The organism is Corynebacterium lemuris (genome assembly GCF_024919295.1).
GTDB lineage: Bacteria > Actinomycetota > Actinomycetes > Mycobacteriales > Mycobacteriaceae > Corynebacterium > Corynebacterium lemuris.
Map to the genome: position 1 here is coordinate 53552 of NZ_JANWTC010000001.1, position 20500 is coordinate 74051.

Annotated in this window: 18 protein-coding genes and 1 pseudogene; 12 read left to right on the plus strand and 7 right to left on the minus strand. The window is 65.6% G+C overall.

The genetic code is table 11. The features are described from left to right. Positions 1-11 precede the first annotated feature (11 nt). Positions 12-2324, plus strand: coding sequence for a cytochrome P450 (locus NYP18_RS00285; RefSeq protein ID WP_259426105.1), 2313 nt, complete (start codon positions 12-14; stop codon positions 2322-2324). Here NYP18_RS00285 and NYP18_RS00290 read toward each other — a convergent pair. After that, on the minus strand, positions 2321-2881 hold the full coding sequence (locus NYP18_RS00290) for a TetR/AcrR family transcriptional regulator (protein ID WP_259426107.1): 561 nt from the start codon (positions 2879-2881) through the stop codon (positions 2321-2323). The genes NYP18_RS00285 and NYP18_RS00290 overlap by 4 nt on opposite strands. 215 nt (positions 2882-3096) lie before the next feature. Here NYP18_RS00290 and NYP18_RS00295 point away from each other — a divergent pair, with 215 nt between their 5' ends. Then, entirely contained in the window at positions 3097-4287 is a 1191-nt protein-coding gene (locus NYP18_RS00295) for an ATP-binding protein (RefSeq protein WP_259426109.1), read from the plus strand. Between the two features lie 167 nt (positions 4288-4454). On the opposite strand, the gene NYP18_RS00300 is transcribed toward NYP18_RS00295, so the two are convergent. Then, positions 4455-5504 carry an NAD(P)-dependent alcohol dehydrogenase gene (locus NYP18_RS00300; RefSeq protein ID WP_259426110.1) on the minus strand — a complete coding sequence of 350 codons (1050 nt, stop codon included), beginning with the start codon at positions 5502-5504 and terminating at the stop codon, positions 4455-4457. A gap of 102 nt (positions 5505-5606) precedes the next feature. After that, a complete protein-coding gene (locus NYP18_RS00305; protein ID WP_259426112.1) occupies positions 5607-6089 on the minus strand; it encodes a hypothetical protein in 483 nt (160 codons plus the stop codon). Positions 6090-6209: 120 nt separating this feature from the next. On the opposite strand from NYP18_RS00305, the gene NYP18_RS00310 reads away from it, so the two are divergent. Continuing rightward, entirely contained in the window at positions 6210-7184 is a 975-nt protein-coding gene (locus NYP18_RS00310) for a Sir2 family NAD-dependent protein deacetylase (protein ID WP_259426113.1), read from the plus strand. Positions 7185-7195: 11 nt separating this feature from the next. Here the strand turns inward: NYP18_RS00310 and NYP18_RS00315 are convergent, their stop codons facing one another. Beyond that, positions 7196-8071, minus strand: coding sequence for an esterase/lipase family protein (locus NYP18_RS00315; RefSeq protein ID WP_259426114.1), 876 nt, complete (start codon positions 8069-8071; stop codon positions 7196-7198). A 48-nt stretch (positions 8072-8119) separates the two neighbouring features. On the opposite strand from NYP18_RS00315, the gene NYP18_RS00320 reads away from it, so the two are divergent. Continuing rightward, positions 8120-8620, plus strand: a complete 501-nt coding sequence (locus NYP18_RS00320) for a ferritin (RefSeq protein ID WP_259426115.1) — start codon at positions 8120-8122, stop codon at positions 8618-8620. An 8-nt stretch (positions 8621-8628) separates the two neighbouring features. Here NYP18_RS00320 and NYP18_RS00325 read toward each other — a convergent pair whose 3' ends face one another. Continuing rightward, positions 8629-10602: an AMIN domain-containing protein gene (locus NYP18_RS00325; protein WP_259426116.1), complete on the minus strand. Its 1974-nt coding sequence runs from the start codon at positions 10600-10602 to the stop codon at positions 8629-8631. Positions 10603-10758: 156 nt separating this feature from the next. Here NYP18_RS00325 and amn point away from each other — a divergent pair, with 156 nt between their 5' ends. From amn to NYP18_RS00355, 6 genes and pseudogenes are all read left to right on the plus strand, one after another. After that, on the plus strand, positions 10759-12171 hold the full coding sequence (amn, locus tag NYP18_RS00330; protein WP_259426118.1) for an AMP nucleosidase: 1413 nt from the start codon (positions 10759-10761) through the stop codon (positions 12169-12171). Positions 12172-12199: 28 nt separating this feature from the next. Further along, positions 12200-12441, plus strand: a pseudogene (locus NYP18_RS00335) (carboxymuconolactone decarboxylase family protein); the annotation flags it as partial. A 190-nt stretch (positions 12442-12631) separates the two neighbouring features. After that, positions 12632-13402 carry a DUF364 domain-containing protein gene (locus NYP18_RS00340; protein ID WP_259426120.1) on the plus strand — a complete coding sequence of 257 codons (771 nt, stop codon included), beginning with the start codon at positions 12632-12634 and terminating at the stop codon, positions 13400-13402. Between the two features lie 32 nt (positions 13403-13434). Further along, positions 13435-14559, plus strand: a complete 1125-nt coding sequence (locus tag NYP18_RS00345; RefSeq protein ID WP_259426121.1) for an ABC transporter substrate-binding protein — start codon at positions 13435-13437, stop codon at positions 14557-14559. After that, positions 14543-15661 (plus strand): FecCD family ABC transporter permease, encoded by a 1119-nt coding sequence (locus NYP18_RS00350; RefSeq protein WP_259426122.1) that lies wholly within the window; start codon positions 14543-14545, stop codon positions 15659-15661. The genes NYP18_RS00345 and NYP18_RS00350 overlap by 17 nt, the downstream gene beginning before the upstream one ends. Continuing rightward, positions 15658-16458 carry an ABC transporter ATP-binding protein gene (locus NYP18_RS00355; RefSeq protein WP_259426123.1) on the plus strand — a complete coding sequence of 267 codons (801 nt, stop codon included), beginning with the start codon at positions 15658-15660 and terminating at the stop codon, positions 16456-16458. Before NYP18_RS00350 ends, NYP18_RS00355 begins: the two co-directional genes overlap by 4 nt. A gap of 68 nt (positions 16459-16526) precedes the next feature. Here the strand turns inward: NYP18_RS00355 and NYP18_RS00360 are convergent, their stop codons facing one another. Both NYP18_RS00360 and NYP18_RS00365 read right to left on the minus strand, forming a co-directional pair. Beyond that, positions 16527-17639, minus strand: a complete 1113-nt coding sequence (locus tag NYP18_RS00360) for a hypothetical protein (protein ID WP_259426124.1) — start codon at positions 17637-17639, stop codon at positions 16527-16529. 291 nt (positions 17640-17930) lie between these two features. Continuing rightward, a complete protein-coding gene (locus tag NYP18_RS00365) occupies positions 17931-18488 on the minus strand; it encodes a TetR/AcrR family transcriptional regulator (RefSeq protein ID WP_259426126.1) in 558 nt (185 codons plus the stop codon). Positions 18489-18586: 98 nt separating this feature from the next. Here NYP18_RS00365 and NYP18_RS00370 point away from each other — a divergent pair, with 98 nt between their 5' ends. Continuing rightward, on the plus strand, positions 18587-19897 hold the full coding sequence (locus NYP18_RS00370) for an amidohydrolase family protein (protein ID WP_259426130.1): 1311 nt from the start codon (positions 18587-18589) through the stop codon (positions 19895-19897). A 75-nt stretch (positions 19898-19972) separates the two neighbouring features. Next, a complete protein-coding gene (locus tag NYP18_RS00375) occupies positions 19973-20416 on the plus strand; it encodes a DUF3995 domain-containing protein (protein ID WP_259426131.1) in 444 nt (147 codons plus the stop codon). Positions 20417-20500 lie beyond the last annotated feature (84 nt).

Below are 20500 nucleotides of genomic sequence, written 5' to 3' on the forward strand. Positions count from 1 at the left end.
GCAGTAGAGACATGACCTCCTCCACCAAGCACGAGATCGGAACGGCCGCCGCCATCAAGGCCGTCAACGCCGCCGCTGCCGCCGTCCCCGGTGGCCCGGCCGGCCGCTGCCCCTTCAACCACGGTTTCGACGCCATGGGCGATGACTACTTCGCCGACCCGGCCGCCCACTTCGCCTCCGTCCGCGACGAGACCCCGACCTTCTTCTACCCGCACCTCAACGCGTGGATCATCACCCGCCGTGAGGACGCGCTGACCGTGCTCGGTGACTGGAAGAAGTTCTCCTCCGCCGCCAACTCCGCGATGATCGAGGTCCCGGAGGAGTACCAGCACATCATCTCCCAGGACCTGATCTCCCGGGTGCTCGTCGGCTCTGACCCGCAGGGCCACACCATCGCCCGCGGTGTCGCCCAGCTCGGTTTCCTCCAGGAGGACATGGACGCCCTGGAGCCGGAGATCGAGGCCCGCGCGCACCGCATCACCGACTCCTTCGAGGCCAACGGCGAGGGCAACCTGCTTGAGGACTACTGCCTGGAGCTGACCACCCAGACGCTGCTGGCGCACATGGGCCTGGGGTACGAGTACGCCGACTTCATCAAGCAGCTCCGCGACGACTTCTTCCAGGTGCTCGCCTCCGCGCAGGAGCCTTTCGAGGAGCCGATGCGCTCGATCGTGTGGCAGCGCTACACCGAATCCAACCTCACCCTGCGCGAGATCATCGAGTCCCGCCGCGAGTCCGATGCCCGCGACCTGATCTCTATCATGGCCTCGCAGAAGAACGAGGACGGCTCCTACATCCTGGGTGCGGACCAGATCGCCATCCACCTCACCGAGTTCGCCGCCGCCGGCACCGACACCACCGCCCAGGCCATGGCCAACGCCCTGCTCTTCCTGCAGGAGAACCCGGAGGCACAGGAGGACGCCATCCTCGAGCCGGAGCTGTGGGCCCGGGTCTTCGAGGAGACCGTCCGCCGCCGCCCGTCCTCGACCTTCGCCTCGCGCATGTCGATGATCGACATCGAGCTCTCCGGTGCGGAGATCAAGAAGGGCGACATGGTCTGGATCGCCCTGGCCTCCACCAACACCGACCCGGATTACGTGGAGGAGCCCTTCGCCTTCGACATCCACCGCCCGGACCCGGAGGACCACCTCTCCTTCTCCACCGGACGCCACAAGTGCCTCGGCAACCCGCTGGCCCGTGTCCAGGGTGCGGCCGGCCTCAAGGTGCTCTTCGAGCGCCTGCCCTCTGTCACCGTCGACGACCCGGAGGCCATCGACTTCGTCCGCTTCGCCCTCCTGCCGGCCCGCCGCTCCCTCTGGGTGACCTGGGACCTGGCCGACATTGAGCGCTCCAAGCAGCAGGTCGTGCGCACCCTCAACCTCACCGTGGCCAAGCGCACCATCGAGTCCGAGGGCGTCATCTCCCTGACCCTGGTTCACCCGGACGGCGGCGAGCTGCCAAAGTGGAAGCCCGGCGCGCACATCGACCTGCGCATCCCCACCGCCGACGGTGGGGAGTTCCTCCGCCAGTACTCCCTGGCCGGGGATGACCGGGACGAGAACTCCTACCGCGTGGGCATCCTGCGGGAGGTCGACGGCCGCGGCGGTTCCGCCGCCGCGCATGACCTGATCAAACAGGGGGACACCGTCACCGTGTCCTGGCCGCGCAACAACTTCCGTTTCGTGGACTCCCCGGAGTATCTGTTCATCGCCGGCGGCATCGGCATCACCCCGATCCTGGCGATGGTCCGTGAGGCCGAGCGCGCCGGACGGAATTGGAAGCTTGTCTACGGTGGCCGCACCCGCAGCTCCATGGCCTTCCTGGAGGAGCTGGCGCAGTACGGTGACAAGGTCCAGGTCGTCCCGCAGGACGGGTTCGGCCACATCGACCTGGCCGGCCTGCTGGCCAGCGCCCCCGCCGACACCCTCATCTACACCTGCGGCCCCGAGGGCCTCCTGCAGGCGGTGGAGTCCAGCAGCGCCCACTGGCCGAAGAACTCCCTGCGTCTGGAGCGTTTCTCCCCCAAGGAGATCATCCGCGACTACGACGACGAGCCCTTCGAGGTGGAGTTCACCGAGTCCGGTGTGACCCTGACCGTCAGCGCCGAGGAGTCCATCCTCGACGCCGCGAACCGGGCCGGCCTGCCGGTGATCTCCTCCTGCTCGGAGGGCACCTGCGGTACCTGTGAGACTCCGATCGTCTCCGGCTCAGCTGACCACCGCGACTCCATCCTCACCGAGGATGAGCAGGCGGCCAACGAGACCATGATGATCTGCGTCTCGCGTGCTTCCCGCGGCTGCCCGAAGCTGGCGCTGACGCGTTAGTCAGTGAACAGCGTCAGCCACTGACGGGTGAGGGCAGCGAGCACGAGGTCCTCATGGTCGCGCAGGCCGCGGACGTAGAGGAAGTAGTAGTTGCGGTCGAGGCTCATCACCAGCGCGATGAAATCCTGCAGGCGCTGCTGGTTGTCCTCCAGTCCGGGCAGGGTCTGGCTCATCCGCCGGATCATGCCCAGCCACTCGCCGGCGACCTCCTCGTCCTCGGACATCGCCTGCTCCATCGCGGCGAACTCGACGCGCATCTCCAGCCACAGGTCGCGCATCCGCTCGAGCCAGGCGCGTATCGATGCCGCGTCGTGCGGCGCGGCGTCGAAAAGCTCGTTGAAGGGCCCGATGATCTCCGGCTCAATGGTGCGCATCTTCGTCAGCACCAGGTCCGGTTTGTTCCGGAAGTGCAGGTAGAGGTTCGCCCGGCTGCCGCCGCCGGCCTTGGCGATCTGGTTCATGCTGCTCGCCCCGTAGCCCTGCTCGGAGAACAGCCCGAAGGCGGCGTCGACGAACCGCTGGCGGGTCTCGGCGGCCTGACGTTCCTTCTGGTTCATGCCTAAGACATTAATGCGTGGGGGAGAGCGGGGGCAGGCGATGGAAAAACGTCCCTGGATTGGTCTCCTGCGACGCCTGCAGGGGACCAATCCGGGGACGGTTTTCCATCGGCTCATCCCGTGCGGGTCCTTGTAATTAAGCAGGTGAGGACATTTTAAAAAGGAATAAAAAAGATATAAAACAATAAAATCCTCAGGGCGCTAGGATCGGTGGCATGAACCGCAGGAGGAACCCATTCCGGGCCACGCTGGGAGCCACCCCGCCTGTACTCGTGGGCCGCTCTGATGTCATTGAGGATTTTGCTCTGGCGCTCGATGAGGGACCGGGTTTCCATGAACGGGTCACCCTGGCCACCGGTGCCCGGGGTATCGGCAAGACGGTGCTGCTCAACGCACTGGAGGATGCTGCGCGGGAACGGGTGTGGTGGGTGATCAGCGAGACTGCCACACCCGGCTTCGTCGACAGGATCCGGGACACCGCTTATCGACGCATGGTCGGCCACCTCCGCGAGAACCGCCAGCGACTCAACGCGATCACGCTGGGTGGTTATGCGCTGAACTGGGAGGATGCGGAAGTTCACCGTCCTGACACGACCCTGCGTGATGTGCTGACGGAATTTCTCGACCTCCAGCACCAGTTGGATGAACGCTTCAATCAGGAACCTGTCGGCCTGCTCATCACCCTCGATGAACTGCACTATTCGGTCAGTGATGAGGTGATCGATTTCGGTACCGTGATTCAGCATCTGGTGCGTGAAGACGCCAACATCGCCGTCGCGATGGCGGGCATCCCTGCTGCGATCAAACCTCTCCTCGCCAGCAATGAGGCCCAGAACCCGGTCACCTTCCTCCGCCGGGCGAATCGCGTGGAACTCGGCGCTGTGTCTGATGAAGAGGTGGAGGTCGGCCTGGTGAAACCGGTGGAAGATGCCGGACGGTGGTGGGACTCGGGGGCAGTTGCCGCAGCAGTGGCTGCATGTGGCGGCTACCCCTTCATGATTCAGCTGGTGGGACAATGGTCCTTCCACTATGCGCAGGGCGACGTGATTGACCTGGCCGCTGCAGAGAGGGGGATCGCTAAAGCGCAACGCAAGCTCGGCCAGCTTGTGCACGAACCGGCACTGGCGGATCTCTCCGATGTGGACCGGACGTATCTGGCCGCCATGGCCAGGGACGACGGTCCATCCCGGACCGCTGACATCGCGGAACGGCTCAGGGTGAGCGTGCAGTACGCGGGCCAGTATCGACGCAGACTGATGGACGCCGAGATGATCCGGTCGGTCAAGACCGGCTACGTCGACTTCGAGCTGCCCTACATGAGGGATTATCTGCGGGATCACATTGTCACTGACGCGCTCGACCTCGTCCTCGGTGAGGACGAGCAGCCCCGCCTGCCGGGTCTGTAGTGGGGTTTGGCCTGTATGCGAGACAATACAGGCCATCGCAAAATGTCACGTCAACAAGTTTATTTTTCCTTATAGTGCCAGCCCGCAAGGGCCTGGAAAAGTTGTTGACGTGACATTTGACGAAGCATCGTATTTCCCGATCTCGCCAGGCCGAGAGTCCCAGCGATCTACTTCCCGTGCGGCACGATGACGGCGCGGCCGGCGATCTTGCCGTCGACGAGCAGCTGGTAGGCCTCGAGGGCATCATCCAGGGAGTAGGTGGTCACCTGGGGGACGATCTGGCCCGCCTTGTACATGTCGACGACCTCGTGGAGCTCCTCGACGGTGCCCCAGTAGGTGTTGACCAGCTCGGCCTCATAAGGCGTGGTGAGGAAGGCCCACTCGTAGGGGGAGAGGTTGCCGATGCCCACGATGGTCACCCGGCCCTGACGGGCCACGGACTTCATTGCGGTGGTGACGGTTGCGCCGACGCCGACGAAATCGAAGACGGCGTCCACGCCCTTGCCGCCGGTGATCTCGCGGATGCGCTCGACCTGGCCCTCGCCACCCGGGACGGTGATGGCACCGAGCTTCTCGGCCTCGGCCATCGCGTCCTCCTTCATGTCGGTGGCGATGATCGTGGCACCGGTCAACGCCTTGAGGATCTGCACACCGACCAGACCGAGGCCACCCAGGCCGATGACCAGTGCAGTCTTTCCGCCGCCATTGAGCTTGGGCAGGGCCAGCTTGATGGCGTGGTACGGGGTCAGGCCGGCGTCGGCGAGCGGGGCGGCGTTGATCGGGTCGGCGTCGCCCAGGGGCACCAGGTTGCGGGCCGGGACGACGACATACTCGGCCATGCCACCGTCACGGCCCAGGCCGATACCGGCGTAGGGCATCTTCGTGGCATTCTCGCAGTAGGTGTCCTGGCCGCGGGTGCAGGCACGGCAGTGGCCGCAGCCCACGGGACCGTAGACGAGGTGGGCGGAGCCGATCTCGAAGCCCTGCACACCCGGGCCGAGTTCCTCGATCCAACCGGAGTTCTCATGGCCCAGGACGAACTCGGGGTCCATCTGCGGGTTCAGACCTTCGTCGAATTCGTCGAAGATGGCGACATCGGAGTGGCAGGCGCCGGCGCCGGCGACCTTGAGCAGTACCTCACCGGGGCCCGGGGTCGGCTTGGCCACCTCCTTGAGCGAGGGGAATGTGTGGTAGCCGGTGTGGACGACAGCCTTCATGGGTGATGCTCCTTACCTGTAGGTGCGCGGGGCGCCCGGACGGGTGCCAGTGCCACCCAGGATAGGTGCGTTCCGGAGGGATTTCTCAGCGGAAACTGTGGTTCAGCAGAGCCAACCCTGCGGCCCAGCCTGGGAGCTCATCGAGTTGAAAGCGGAACCCAGGAATCCGAGATCCAGCGGGAAATCCACATACATGACGATGTCCACCGATTCGTCGGACCCGTCGGGGTGATTGACGACAGCGGGAATCGCGCAGTAACCCTCTGCATTGATCGAGGGGGTCACCGCCATGACGTTGTCGTTGATGGTGATGGACCAGCCGCGTGCGATCAGCCCATCCAGCTCAGCGCCTTCCTGGAGGGAAAGGGTGGTGCCGGCCGGCAGGGTGGTCTTCAGTGGGGTAATGGTCGCGGGGATGCCTGCCAGGACGCGGTACCTGTTCTGGGTGAGGGGGCCCTCCACCCCATTCTTCTGCACCAGGTCCCCGAGGCTGCTTCCCGTCGGGGCAGCCTGTGCCGGTGCAGCGAGGACGCCCCCGCCGACAGCAGCGGCAGTGAACAGGGAAATCAGCGTTCTGGAAAGCACGTCCACGAACTCCTTCGGGAGAAAAATAAATGGCTGCACAGGATTGCACAGCCCGGATAACCATACGCAGACACCACAGGCCCGCCCGCGCCCGGCACGAACATTCGTGCGGCCTGACGCATGAAAGCTAAACTGATCCTCGTGGACCGCCCGCTTCCTCGCACTCCTTTCCCCGACTCCGCGATCAACGATTCCCACCGCGCCGCGCTGCGCTCGATCGCCCGTGTCGTGGACGAGACGGCCACGCCCACGCCCCCGGATCACGCTCTGCGGCAGATCGTTAGGCAGTTTGAGCAGGGCCCGGTGCTGGTGCTCACCGGTGCGGGGGTGTCCACGGACTCCGGCATCCCGGATTACCGCGGCCCGCGTGGTTCGCTGAGCAGGCACCGGCCGATGACGTACCAGGAGTTCTGCCATGATCCGGCGGCCTCGCAACGCTACTGGGCGCGCTCCTTCGTGGGCTGGCGGGAGATGGACGCGGCTGCCCCCAACCGCACCCACTACGCCCTGGTCGAACTGGAACGCGCCGGGTATCTGCGCGGCCTGATCACGCAGAACGTCGACGGTCTGCACCGGGCGGCCGGTTCGGAGCAGCTGCTGCACCTGCACGGTGACCTGGACACGGTCATGTGTCTGGACTGCGGTCACCGGGAGGGCCGCCGGATCTTCAGTGCGCGACTGGGGGCAGCCAACCCCGGTTATCTGGAGTCCATCGTCCTGGACCCCACCATGGTCAACCCGGACGGTGACGTCACCCTGCCGCAGGCGGCCGTCGACCGGTTCCGGATGATCGGCTGTCTGCGCTGCGGTTCGGTCCGTCTCAAGCCGGACGTGGTCTACTTCGGTGAACCGGTCCCCGCAGAGCGCAAGCAGCGGGCCGTCGACATGCTCGCCACTGCCGCTTCACTGCTGGTGGTCGGCTCTTCGCTGGCGGTGATGAGCGGTTACCGCTTCATCCTCGACGCCCAACGCCAGGGCAAGACCGTCTCCGTGATCAACGGTGGGCCGGGGCGTGCGGACGGTCGGGTGGATGTCCTGTGGCGCACGCCCGTGGCCCCGGCCTTCGACGCGCTTCTCGACGCCCTCTCGCTGTAGGCCCTGCGCACCTACGCCACGAACCCGTCGAGGGTCTCGCGCACCAGTCCGCGGATCCGGTCATCGCCGGGCATGTCCATGTGCAGGACCCGGCACTTCGGGTCGAGGTCCTGCAGCAGGATGTTGGTGATGTCCGCCTCCGGGTCGGCGGAGGTGAGGAAGCTGGTCTCCGTGGGCTGGATGATCGTGTCGTATTTCGTGGCGATGTTGGTGTAGCCGACACCGGCTTCGGTGCTGCCCCCGGCGTTGAGTTCCTCCAGCAGGGGGTGGCCGGTGATCAGCTGGAAGCCGGAGGGGCCGAACCAGGACTGCACGATGGAGTTCATCATCGTCTCGCCGACCTTTGTGGTGGTCACGGAGGAGAGCATCCCGCCCATGGTCGTCCCGTGGTGGGGGACGCCGAGGCTGATGAGGTGGTGGACCTTGGACGCGCCGTCGAGAAGCCGCATCCAGTAGCGGGCGAGGACCCCGCCCTGGGAATGTCCGACGAGGACCACCTGCTCGGCGCCGGTGACGGTGAGGACCGCCTCGATGTAGGCGCCGATCTGCGCGGCGGATTCCTCGACGTTGTCGGTGCAGCGGTGACCGAACTCGGGCACGAACACCGCCCAGCCGTCCTCGCGCAGCTCGATGGTCAGCTGCTGCCAGATGCCGTTGGTGTCACCGGTGCCGTGGATGAGGATCACCGGCCAGGGCCGCCCGGCTGTGGGGCGCGCCCGCCAGTCGTCCTCGATGTGCCCGCGGGGCGGCAGCCGCGCGGTCAGCGGGAGATCGGGTTTCGTGGCCTGCCGCGGTGGCTTATCGACGTCCGCCTCCCTCGTCGGGAGCAGTCTGTTGAGCTTCTCGGAGATGTCCTTCTGTAGTTCGGCGAGGTAGTCGGTGGCCATGTCCCCACCCTAGTGACGGCATGCCCCTGTCGCGCCTAACATGGAACCATGAATATCCCCGATGAATTATTCGAAGCCCTGAACAAGCAGGTCACCGCCGAGCACCAGGCCGCGCTGATCTACACCCAGCTCTCCTACGATCTTGACCGCCTGAGCTTCCCCGGCATGAGCTCCTGGATGGCCGTCCAGGCGAGTGAGGAGCGGGTGCACGCGTCCAAGATCGCCGACCACATCATCGCCCGCGGTGGCAAGGTCGAGCTGGGCACCATCGAGCTGCCGTTCCTCGCCGTGAAGACCCCGCTGGACGCCTTCAACTACGCCCTCGAGCACGAGCAGCAGGTCTCCGAGATGATCCGGAACCTGACCCGCGTGGCCGATGAGGTCAAGGACCTGGACAGCCGTGCGCTGGTCAACTGGTTCCTCAGCGAGCAGATTGAGGAGGAGGACACCGTCTCCGAGATCATTGACCAGGTGAAGCTGGTCGGTGAGGACGGCTCCGGCCTGCTGCGCATCGACACCGCCCTCGGTGCCCGCGGCACCTCCGCTTAAGTCCCTGCCTATTCGTGGAGGATGTCGATGACCACCCGCTGCGGATTCTCCAGGATCTGGACGGAATAGGGCAGCTCCTCCGGCAGGCCGATGATGAACTGGCTCTGCTGGTGGAAGGTCAGTGAATCCACGACCTCCACAACCACGCCGCCGGTGCCGGACACGGTGCCGATCGGCGGGTAATCCTCGCCGATCTCCGAGGGGAGATACACACCGGTGAGGTGGATGTCGAGGGCGACGTCCCCCTCGTACTCCACGGGTTCACCGAATTCCGGTGTGACCGGGTCCGTGGTGAAGGACGTGTACCAGCCGACCCTGCCCTCACCGACCGTGTCGAAGACGACCCGGTCGAAGCCGTCATGCGTGCCGATGCGTACGTTCGTCACAGCCCGGCGGTGCGGCGCCCCGGAATCCGCGGACTTATCGTTGAGATCCGGGTTGCCCAGATACTGGGTGGTGGGAGCGCCGGGTTGGTGCAGGATGTCCACGACCAGGCGCGGGGGATTCTCGATCAGCTGGACCGAGTAGGGACGCTCGCCGGGCAGGCCGATGACGAACTGGCTCTGGCCCTCGAACCAGGTGCCCGCGACGACCTCGGTGACCACGCCACCCGCGCCATTCACGGTGCCGATGGGCAGGTAGTCATCCCCCGGCATCTCCAGGTTGTCGAGCCACAGCTCGATGCTCGTCTCACCCTGGAATTCCACCGGGAAGCCGGAACCGTCCTGGCGGGGATCCGTGTTGAAGTCGGCCCGCCAGCCCGGGGAACCGTCACCCGTCAGGTCAAGAACCACCCGGTCGAAATCAGCGTGGCGGCCCACCCGCACATTGGTCACTTTCATGAGGCCCGCCTCCGCGTCCTGTTGTTTCGGGGAGGTGTCCGGTGAACCCAGGTGGCTCGTGGCCGGCGGGGTGGTGGTCGGGGTCGGGGTTGCCGGCTGGTGCAGGATGTCCACGACCAGGCGCGGCGGGTTCTCAAGCAGCTGGACCGAGTAGGGACGTTCCCCGGTCAGACCGATGACGACGTAGTTCATGCCCTCGAACCAACCGCCTGGGATCACCTCGGTGACGACGCCACCTGCGCCGGGGACGGTGCCGATGGGCTGGTAGTCCTCGCCGGGCATGACCAGTCCGGTGACCGCCAGCTCGAGGCTGGTTGCACCCTCATACTCGATGGGGAGACCGGAACCGTCCTGCACCGGATCAGCGTTGAACCTGGAGATCCAGCCCGGGGTGCCCTCACCACTCAGATCCAGGACCACGCGGTCGAAGTCGGCGTGCCGGCCGACACGCACGTTGGTGATGTCCACCTGGGCACCTGTCGAGGGATCCTGCCGCTTATCGCTGCGATCCGGGGCGCCCAGGTGGCTAGTGGCGGGGGGTGCGGTCTGGTGCAGGATGTCCACGACCAGGCGCGGTGGGTTCTGGATCATCTGGATCGAGTAGGGACGCTCCTCCGGCAGGCCGATGACGACGTTGCTCATGCCCTCGAACCAGCCACCGGGGATCACCTCGGTGACCACCCCGCCGGCACCAGGAACGGTGTCGATGGGCTGGTAGTCCTCCCCGGGCATGGCCAGTCCGCTGACCGAGAGTTCGAGACTGGTTGCGCCTTCGTACTCGATGGGCAGGCCGGAACCGTCCTGTACCGGGTCAGTGTTGAAACGGGCGGTCCAGCCCGGTGTACCCTCACCGCGCAGGTCCAGGACCACCCGGTCGAAGTCGGCGTGGCGGCCGAGGCGAATGTCGGTGATCTCCACCTGTGTACCCATCGAGGGGTCCTGTCGTTTCTCGGACAGGTCCGGCGAACCCATGTGGTTCGCGGCCGCCGCCATGGTTGTGGTGGTGCCCGGCGGTTCCGGGCCATTGCCGGTGGAATCAGGGGAGGTGCCGCCGTCGGTGCAGGCGGACAGTGTCAGGGAAGCGGCGAAGAGCGCCGCGAGGAGTTGGCGTGTGGTACGTGCTCTCGTGTGATGTCTCATGTTCTAACGGTATGGCCCGAGCCGAGGCATTGTACATGGTCACAGGCAGGTTGTAGGTGCTTCGGTACGCAATCGTTGTGCAGTCTTCTCCACTCCCTCACAGGTCGGTTCTCCGACGCCGGGCAGGTCGACGGTTTCGTCATTAGGCTGGCGATCATGTACCAGGTTTTCGACGTGGATGAGGCCGTCGACGGACTCGTCGAGCTCTATGACCATGCGACCGCGCTCGCCCGGACGATCCTGGACGAGGGCACCTACGACGAGTACCGCGATGTCGTCTACCCCAAGCTCATCGTGGACGTGAAGGAATGGCGGCCCATCGACCGCTCCGAGCCTTTCGGCTACGTCGACGAGGCGGGTCGTTATTCCGCGACGCTGTCCAAGCCGCACATCATCCGGGACTACCTGCATGACCAGCTCAGCCGCCTGACCGGGAACTACCCCTGCGACATCTACATCGGTCCCTCCGACCAGCGCATCCCGCCGGAGTACATCCGCGGTATCGAGGGCATCACCGAGGCCCGCCGCGCCGGGGACAGTGCCGCGGAGATCCCGCGCCCCACGCTCGACGACGTCCATGATGCGATCGTCGACGGGGAGTGGGAGGCATTCCACGGCGTGGAGAAGCCGTTGTTCCACTTCGGTCCGCAGCGTTTCGACATCGCGTGTGCCCGCATCGAGCACTACACCGGTATTGAGGTGGACACCGTCCAGCGGTTCATCCTGTTCACCAACTACGACATGCACACCACTGAGTTCGTGAAGTTCGGGCTGACGGAGCTGGCCACGGAGGGTTCCCGCTACACCGATCTCGTGCTGCCCTCCGGTCTGCAGATCAGCCGGGACCGCGCCTCGCTGATCACCATCGCGGACCTGGATCTCGGTTCCCGCTACCAGATGCCACGTTATGACCTGTGCACCCGCGACGGTGACGGCATCACCATGATCAACATCGGGGTGGGGCCCTCCAACGCGAAGACCATCACCGACTGCCTGGCGGTGCTGCGCCCGGAGGCGTGGATCATGATCGGCCACTGCGCCGGCATGGACGGCCGCATGCGCATCGGTGACCTCATCCTCGGCAACGCCTACCAGCGCCAGGACAACATTCTCGACCGGCACATCTCCCGCAGCATCCCCATCCCCGCGGTACCCGAGGTGCAGATCGCGCTGGAGGCGGCCGTCGAGGAGATCTACGGCGACGACAACTCCCTCATGCGTACCGGCACCGTCCTGTCCACCGCGGACCGCAACTGGGAGTGGCACACCCCGCGTGACCTGTGGGACTGGCTCAAGGGCTCGACCGCTGCGGCCGTGGACATGGAGTCCAGCGCCCTCGCCGCCAACGGCTACCGCTACCGGGTGCCCTACGGCAGCCTGCTCTCCGTCTCTGACCTGCCGCTGCACGCCGTTCCGAAGCTGCCGGCCCAGGCGCAGGCCTTCTACTCCAACTCCAAGCAGGCCCACGTCATGTGCGCGGTGCGTGCCGTGGAATCACTCGCCGAGGACCCCGAGCGCCTGCGCACCAGAAAGCTGCGCCGGACGATGGGCGAGGTGCCCTTCCGGTAGGGAGGAAACCGGATCTGCAGCGCCACATAACCGTCCCGGCATGGGCAAACGCGACCGCAGCCTGATGGACATCGGCATGCTCATCGCCCTGCGCGCCACCGAGGAGCTGCGCGGGCATGTGCGCGGTGGACTACGCAATGGTCTCACCGGCGGGGAAATCACCGAGGCCATCATCCACGCCTCCGGTTACTGCGGTGCGCCGACGCACTGTCGTCGATGAAGGTCGTCCAGGAGGTTTCGGCGGACGAGCTGGGCTGGCTGGGGGAGTAGGCGCCGCTTCCCGATGCCCGCCCCTGTCCCCGCAGTAGGACGGGTGTAACCCCTCCGCTACACCCTTGTGGCCGGATTTTCCATGGGATATCTTCAAGTTTCGGATAGGTCAGCCTTGCCTAACCCGGCCATGTCCCGGTGGGGCAGGCACTCTGCGGAGTAGGGGCTGGCCTGTCCTCCAATTTTGCCGATGGAAGAGGTTCGCGTGGGAGATCCCTGGAAGATTTATGATGAGCTGATCGAGGGGGTCTCCCCGGAACCGACGGTTGCGGCCGCCTCCGTGGGGCTGCGCTGGTCGAGGATCCTGTCCTCCGAGGGTGGTCTGGGAATGGGTCTGACCTTCGGTGAGCAGTCCCGCCCGGCACTGTTCGAGGAACCCAGCTTCGTCGGCGCCCCACTGCGTGAAGTCGCTGCCCTGGTGAAGAGCTGGAATTTCGCGGAGGCTGCACTCGGACTGGCAGCTCTCAACGCCTGGTACTCCCAGCCGGAGACCGCGGCGAAGAACGGCTTCATGTCCAGCGACGTCAACCTGTGGCAGCAGGTCTTCCACCCCTACTCTGAGGCGGTGGCGGGCAAGAAGGTCTCCGTCATCGGGCACTTCCCCTTCGCCCCGGAGCCGCTCGCGCAGGCCGCGGAACTGCGCATGCTCGAGCGCAACACCAAGCCGGGGGACTACCCGGATCCGGCCGCCGAGTACCTGCTCCCCGACAGTGACTTCGTGTTCATTTCCGGTTCCGCCTTCGTGAACAAGACGATGCCCCGGCTGCTGGAACTCTCCCGCAACGCCACCACGGTCCTCGTCGGCCCCTCCACCACCCTGAGCCCGACGCTCTTCAAGCACGGGGCGGATGTGCTCACCGGTTTCGTCGCCAAGGATCCCGAGCAGCTTTTCGACGCCGTCGGCAACGTCACCCTCTCTGGCATGTATGACCACGGCCAGCGCGTGCAGCAGCAGGCCTGAGCCCCTCCCTCCCAGAAACCAAGGAAAATGACATGAAGTTCAGGATGAAGCACGTCGCTGCACTGACACTGGGTGGGGCCCTGCTCCTGGCCGGCTGCACAGACACCGGCACCACAGAAACCACCACGACGGCCACCCAGGCGGCGGAGACCCGCACCGTCACCGACCACTCCGGCGCGGAGGTCACCATCCCCGCGGAGATCAACGGCGTCGCCTTCGAGCAGATCCCCCTGCTGTCCACCTACGTCGCCTATTTCGACGGTGAGGCCCCCAACGTGGTCGCCACCTCCGAGCGGCTGATCAACATGATGGACGAGACCATCCTCGCCGACATCGCCCCGGAGGCACTGGAGGTGGACACCTCCTTCGACAAACAGGGCACCATCAACGCCGAGACCCTGCTGGGCATCGGGCCCGACCTGGTCTTCAACAACGCCCGCAACCAGGACAACCGCAGCGCCATGGAGGCCGTGGGCCTGGATGTCGTCGGCTTCGACACCCTCGGCACCCCCACCGACACCTACGTGAAGTGGCTGCGCCTGCTCGAGGACGTCTACGGCGAACCCGGCAAGATGGACGACAAGATCGCCTACGGCGAAGACCTGATTGACGACGCCGAGGCACGCGTCGCCGCGGTCCCCGAGGACGAGAAGCGCACCGCTCTGGTGGTCATGCAGACCAACCAGGGCATGCTCGTCGTCGCCGGCGGCCAGGACGGCTGGTTCACGGACGGCTGGGCCGAGAGCATGAACTTCATCAACGCCACCGCCGATTCCGAACAGGGCCAGATGCCGGTCAACGCCGAGCAGCTCCTGGCCTGGGACCCGGACGTCATCTTCGTCACCGGCAAGGGGCAGAGCTCCATGACCGCCGCCGAGATCCTCAACAACGAGATCGAGGGCATCGACCTCTCCGGTCTCAGCGCCGTGCAGAACGGTGAGGTCTACTCCACGGAACTGGGCATGTGGAACTGGTTCACCCCCAACCCGGACGCACCGGTCGTGGCCAACTGGCTCGGCTCGCGTCTGTACCCGGAGCAGTTCGAGGACGTTGACCTGGTCCAGATGACGCAGGACTACTACGTGCAGATGTACGGCCACGAGGTCGACGAGGACCGCGCGGCCCAGATCATTGATCCCGATGCCGACCTACGCTGAGACCAGATCAGCGGAAGAGTCCGCGGGAGCTGACTCGCTGGCCCTGCGTCGCCGACCTGCGCGGGGGAGTGGCTGGACGGGGGCCTTCGTCGCCTCCGGCAGACTCCGGGTCTGGTTCGTCCTCGCGCTGTGGGGTCTGCTCATCGCCTGTGCGCTGATCTCCATCATGGCCGGCCGCTACAGCATCAGCCTCCCGGAGATCATCCGCGCCCTCAGTGATTCCCTGAGCGGCAACGAGTTCAGCGACGACCGCGTCGGCTCCGTGCTCTTCGGCGTCCGCTTTCCCCGGACCGTGCTGGCGATCTTTGTCGGCGCCGGACTCGCCGTGGCGGGTGCCGCCTTCCAGTCGGTGTTCTCCAACCCGCTGGCCACCCCGGACACCCTGGGTGTCTCGGCGGGCACCTCCGTCGGTGCGGTGCTTGCCCTCATCTTCAGCTGGAACCTGCTTGGTGTGCAGGCACTGGCCCTGCTCTTCGGCCTGCTGGCCATGGCCGTCACCGTCAGCATCGCGCGGCACCGGGGGAAGACCTCCATCGTCATGCTCGTGCTGGCCGGGGTCATCGTCTCCGCGATCGCCAACGCGGTCATCTCCATGCTCAAGCTCATGGCAGATCCGACCTCCAAACTCCCGGAGATCACCTACTGGCTCATGGGCTCCCTGGCGGGCGTCTCCTTCAGCTCCATCGCCTTGGGCGTGCCCCTCATCGTGCTGGGCACCCTCGGCATCTACCTGCTGCGCTGGCGCCTCAACGTACTGGCACTCTCAGAGGATGAGGCGCGAGCGGCAGGGCTGAACATCCGGGTGCTGCGCCCCCTGGTCATCGCGTGTGCCACGCTCATCACCGCCTCGGTGGTGTCCATGTGCGGGCAGGTCGGCTGGATCGGCCTGCTCGTCCCGCACTGTGCCCGCATGCTCGTGGGCAACAACAACCGCCTGGTCATCCCGGTCTCCCTGCTGCTGGGTGCGGCCATGATGCTGCTCATCGACACCCTGGCACGCACCATGACGGCCTCCGAGATCCCGATCTCCGTGCTCACCGCGCTCATCGGTGCGCCCGTGTTCATCCTGCTGCTGCGCAAGACCGGGGGTAACTGGTCGTGACTCTCCAGGTCAAGGACGGTACCTTCCGCTACCCGCTGAGCCGGGAACCCCTCCTCGAGGACATCAACTTCCACGTGGAACCCGGCGAGCTGCTGGCCATTCTGGGACCCAACGGCGCCGGGAAGACCACCCTCATGCGCACCATGACCGGCCTGCAGCAGTGGAGCAGCGGCCACACCGAGATCGACGGGGTGAACCTGAAGGACATGAGTCCCCGGGAGATCGGGCGGACCATCGCCTACGTCCCGCAGGCCCGCTCCGCGGTGAGTCTCTCGCTGTCGGGGCTGGACATGGTCACCATCGGCCGTGCCGCACACCTGGGCATGTTCGCCCAGCCTGGCCCGGAGGAGGAGGCCATGGCGTGGGAGACGCTGGCGTCAATAGGCGCGGACCACCTGGCGGACATGCCCTGCGGGAACATGTCCGGCGGACAGTTCCAGATGATCCTCATCGCCCGCGCCCTGGTCGCGGAACCGAGGATCATGGTTCTCGACGAGCCCGAGACCGGTTTGGACTTCCACAACCAGATGGTCGTGCTCAACCTCCTGCAGCACCTCGTGCGCGAGAAGAATCTGGTGGTCGTTATGAACACCCACTACCCGGCGCACGCCATCCGCATCGCCGACAAGATCATCCTCATCGACCGCTCCCACCGCGCCAGGTTCGGGCCGGTGGACGAGATCATGACGGAGGAGAACCTCGGTGACATCTTCGACGTCGAACTGCGGATCTCCGACATCGAGCACGGGGACCGGCGGGTGCCGACGGTGACAGCGATCGATGTGCGCCCGCGGTAGTCGGCGGCGCACCATGCTCCGGTGCCTATCCGGCATGCACGTCGTCGGGGAGAGCACCGGACGGAGAATCAGTTCACGGTAAGGGAGTTATAACCCTGGAGCCGCAGCATGCCCAGCGGGAGGCCTGTGTCGGTGGGGTACCGGATCTGGTGGGGATCAGCCCCGACGGTCACCTGCTGACCGATGTGCTGTGACCATTCGTTCTCGGGACCGGCGGCGGTGCGTTCACCGAGGCTGACCTCCGAGATGGTCCGCGTGCGCGTATCCCTCCCCGCAGTCTGGGCAGTCACCTCCATCGGCTGATCCAGTACCAGCACCAGGTAACGGTTGGTTTCGGGTTCCCCGTTCGGGGTCGGCTGTCCCTTCATCACTTCGCTGGTGCTCTGTTCCGTGACCCGACCGGTGAACTGGTGGGCGGAGGTGTCCATCACCGGTGGTACCGGGGTGGGGGCGGCGACTGAGGGGGTGCTGCCCGTTCGGAGTGCCTCGATCCCCTGGAGATCGGTGGATTCGTACCAGATGATGTCCTGGTGGTCGGGAAGCGGCGTTTCGAGCGTGAACTCCACCGGAGCGGACGACTGTCGCAGGGAGGTTCCCTGGAGCGAGTACAGCGTGCTGCGTCCGGTCGGTCGGAGAGAGTGGTGGTCGATCTGGTGAATGCCGGCTCCGGACTGTGAGGCCACCAGCTGGGCACGGCTGCCACCCACTCCTGCGGCCCCCTGGATGAGGACATCCGTGGACCGGACCAGTTCATCCGGGGTATCGCCGGAGGTGAACACGAGGACGGGGGAGAATTCCCTGCTGTTGACCCGCAGCAGCATCTCAGGGGAGGAATCGGATGTGGCTTCCACAATGGCGTAGGAATAGGTCCCGGTAGGGCTGTATTCCGCTGCGCTGTTGACGGGGTGGGTCGCTGGAGCAGCCAGGACCTGCTGGAAGGCATCGGCCAGTGCCGTCGTGGGGGAGTCCGCCTCAGCCGGTGCATCTTCTGCTGCGGTCACGGTGGGTTCTGCCTGCTCGGTGACGGTGGTGGTGGGGACTGCCGCCTCGGTGGAGCCGTCGCTGCCGCAACCGGTCAGCCCCAGAATCAGCCCTGAGAAAACCGGGATCGCGATGAACCGGGTGGCGGTGGTGCGGAAGAGTTTCCTTGTCGGATCCATCATATGGGCGGCAGCGTGCATGGGTACTCCTGAATGTTGTCGAGAGGCAACGGTGACCTGCTGTTGCCCGGAAGCTCATCCCAGACCTTAGGAGACCAGCCAGCCACTGGCCGGACAACAGGGGAACGGGTGATCGATGCGGTCCCTCCCGTTCTCAGCCGTTGACCTCCGAGGTCATGGCCGCCGTCCCGTTGATCCGGTCGAGACGTTCCTTCAGGTCGAGTGCGATGGGCCTGGTTACCGTAGGTGGTGAAGGGCTCCTGGAACAGTTCCTTCATCTGCAGGCTGCCGGACGCCGGCGGGAACAGGCTTCTATCTTGTCTTTCCGACTGCCCGGCGCATGGTCGTCAGCACTAATCCCAGCGCCCGGTGGCGAGAACCGGACTCCTCAGCGAACTGTCGGCCGGCGACCAGAGTCGCCCACAGAAGGTTATCCACCCACCGGGCGGGTAGCTCGGTGTCGATGCTGCCGTCCCTGTGGCCACGGCGGACCGCCACGTCGATGGGGCTGGGGCTGTCCTTGTGCCCCTTCTCCACGGCCGCCGCGGCCAGGTCACTCTCGGTGATCAGAGGATTCTCGGCCAGCGTCAATGACAGCTCTGACTCCATCTCGAACAGGCGCTCACAGCAGGCCTGGAGCATCTCCAACCCGGTTCCCCGGGAACCGGCCGCCGCTTCGAGCGCCTCCACCAATCTGCGGGCACCTTCTCTGCGTACCTGTTCGACCAGCTGATCGCGATCAGGAAAAGATCGGTAGAGCGTGGTGCGTCCGATCCCGAGGCGGCGGGCAACAGCGGTCATCGACATGCCCGGATCTTCGGCGAGCAGCGCGATGGTGCCCTCGATGATCTTCTCCGCATTTCCAGCCATTATTGACCCCTTCCACCCTGGAACACTGATGACCCAGAATGGTACACTTGTGTCCCGCAGCGGAACGTATCGCTTCTAAAGAAGAGAGTATTCCCGCCATGAAAAAGAACATCCTCTTCCGCACCGTTCTGATCGCCCTCGGCGTCATCGTCGCGCTCGTCGCCGCATTCCTCATCTGGTACGAGACGACCAGCTACCGCCCGGGGGACACTGATCCTTCCCCCACTCTCCTCACCGGTGCGACGGTGCTGACCGGTCCGGAGCTCACCCCGGTCGGGAACATCGACGTCCTGGTCGAGGACGGGCGGATCACCGGCGTCGGCCCCGATCTGGTCGGCGTCGCGCCTGCGGAAGTCGAGATCCGCGACCTCTCAGGCATGACCCTGCTGCCCGGACTGATTGACCTGCATGTCCATCTCGGCCGGGAAATAGAAAGCGGTGCGGAGCCGTTTGGCGCCCTGGATATGCCGGGGCTGATCGCCCACTACTTCCGCTACCTGCCTGAGGCGCGTCGCGACCTGCTGGCCGCCGGGGTCACCACCGTGCGCGATCTGGGCAACGACACCCCCTTCATCTTCGAGCTGCGCGATGGCATTGCCGATGGCTCGCTGGAGGGGCCGCGGGTGTTCACCGCCGGCGCGCTGTTCACCACCGTCGGCGGCCACCCCGTCCAGACCATTTTTGGCGGTGATCTCGAGGCTTCGCGGTCCCTGACTCCGGCCACGCCAGAACAGGCCCGTCAGGAGGTGCGCCGTCTGGTCGAGGACGGGGCAGACCTGATCAAGGTCGTGCAGGAACGCGGTTTCGAGAGCATGCCCCTCGACCCGATCCCGGAGGATGTCCTGGCCGCCATCGTCGACGAGGCGCATACCCTGGGGTTGCCCATCGTCGCGCACTGGGGCCGTCTGGACGATCTCGCCGAGGTACGCGCTGCGGGCGTCGATGAGCTGGTGCACCTGGAGTCCCGTGACCTGATGGACGGCTGGCCCCCGGAACTGCTGGCGGAGGTGGTCGACAGTGGCATCCCGGTGACCCCGTCGATGATCGTCGCGGCGGAGAATGGTCCGCCCGAACTCAGAAGGCAGATGATCCGGCAGTCCACGGAGTTCCATGATGCCGGCGGCACTCTCCTGGCCGGCAGCGATGCCGGGATGCCTGGCGTCGGCTTCGGTACTGGGCTACAGCGTGAGCTGGCATTGCTGGTTGAGGCCGGACTCAGTCCGACGGAGGCACTCCAGGCGGCCACCTCAGCGGCGGCCCGCCAGTTGGAGATGCCTGAACTCGGCGAGATCAGCGAGGGTGCGGTCGCCGACCTGGTGGCCGTCAAGGGCAGTCCACACGAGGAAATCACCGAGATCACGGAGGTCCGGCTGGTGCTTCGCGACGGTCGCGTGGTCTTCGCCGGGTGACATCTCCAGTGACGGAGCGGTCAGGAAAGAATGGCCCCGGTGGCCACCCCGGAGACGGGCTGCGATGATCGGGCCATGAGAACCCATCCAGCCTTCCTGACGGCCGCCGTTGCGGGGCTATTCCAGGGTGCTGCCAGCGTTTACTGGGGCCTGGGCGGGAAATGGCTGCTGGAGACCGTCGGTGAGCAGGTCACCGGCCAACTTGAGGGCCTGGGATGGGCGGTAATCACTGTCGGTGCAGTCAAGATCGTATTCGCGTTGAGTCCTCTGCTTGTCGACGGTCACTGGTGGCGGGTCCTCTACTGGCTCGGGGCAGCGGTGCTGATGCTCTGGGGTGGGGTCAATACCGTGGTGATCAATCTGGTTCTGGCCGGTGTCCTGCCCCGCGGTGAGAATTACGACCACGTCGCGATGATCGGCCACGGTTGGTTGTGGGACCCGCTGTTCCTCCTGTGGGGGCTGGCGCTGGCCGTGGGACTGTCGGCGACCCGCCAGGGACAGACCCGCCACCAGCTGTAGTCGAGAAATTCCCGTCCAGGATGTTGGCCACTTGCCAGGGGAGGGTGATCGGCCCCGCGGAATGCTGGATCACTAAGTCGGTTG

Excerpts from the sequence above, each read along its gene's own strand:
- NYP18_RS00310 (WP_259426113.1), top strand. The coding sequence starts at position 6,210 with ATGAAAGCTAAACTGATCCTCGTGGACCGCCCGCTTCCTCGCACTCCT.
- NYP18_RS00360 (WP_259426124.1), bottom strand. The coding sequence starts at position 17,639 with ATGCACGCTGCCGCCCATATGATGGATCCGACAAGGAAACTCTTCCGC.
- NYP18_RS00290 (WP_259426107.1), bottom strand. The coding sequence starts at position 2,881 with ATGAACCAGAAGGAACGTCAGGCCGCCGAGACCCGCCAGCGGTTCGTC.
- NYP18_RS00345 (WP_259426121.1), top strand. The coding sequence starts at position 13,435 with ATGAAGTTCAGGATGAAGCACGTCGCTGCACTGACACTGGGTGGGGCC.
- NYP18_RS00370 (WP_259426130.1), top strand. The coding sequence starts at position 18,587 with ATGAAAAAGAACATCCTCTTCCGCACCGTTCTGATCGCCCTCGGCGTC.
- NYP18_RS00300 (WP_259426110.1), bottom strand. The coding sequence starts at position 5,504 with ATGAAGGCTGTCGTCCACACCGGCTACCACACATTCCCCTCGCTCAAG.
- NYP18_RS00325 (WP_259426116.1), bottom strand. The coding sequence starts at position 10,602 with ATGAGACATCACACGAGAGCACGTACCACACGCCAACTCCTCGCGGCG.
- NYP18_RS00285 (WP_259426105.1), top strand. The coding sequence starts at position 12 with ATGACCTCCTCCACCAAGCACGAGATCGGAACGGCCGCCGCCATCAAG.
- NYP18_RS00320 (WP_259426115.1), top strand. The coding sequence starts at position 8,120 with ATGAATATCCCCGATGAATTATTCGAAGCCCTGAACAAGCAGGTCACC.
- NYP18_RS00375 (WP_259426131.1), top strand. The coding sequence starts at position 19,973 with ATGAGAACCCATCCAGCCTTCCTGACGGCCGCCGTTGCGGGGCTATTC.
- NYP18_RS00365 (WP_259426126.1), bottom strand. The coding sequence starts at position 18,488 with ATGGCTGGAAATGCGGAGAAGATCATCGAGGGCACCATCGCGCTGCTC.
- NYP18_RS00340 (WP_259426120.1), top strand. The coding sequence starts at position 12,632 with ATGGAAGAGGTTCGCGTGGGAGATCCCTGGAAGATTTATGATGAGCTG.
- amn (WP_259426118.1), top strand. The coding sequence starts at position 10,759 with ATGTACCAGGTTTTCGACGTGGATGAGGCCGTCGACGGACTCGTCGAG.
- NYP18_RS00295 (WP_259426109.1), top strand. The coding sequence starts at position 3,097 with ATGAACCGCAGGAGGAACCCATTCCGGGCCACGCTGGGAGCCACCCCG.
- NYP18_RS00315 (WP_259426114.1), bottom strand. The coding sequence starts at position 8,071 with ATGGCCACCGACTACCTCGCCGAACTACAGAAGGACATCTCCGAGAAG.
- NYP18_RS00350 (WP_259426122.1), top strand. The coding sequence starts at position 14,543 with ATGCCGACCTACGCTGAGACCAGATCAGCGGAAGAGTCCGCGGGAGCT.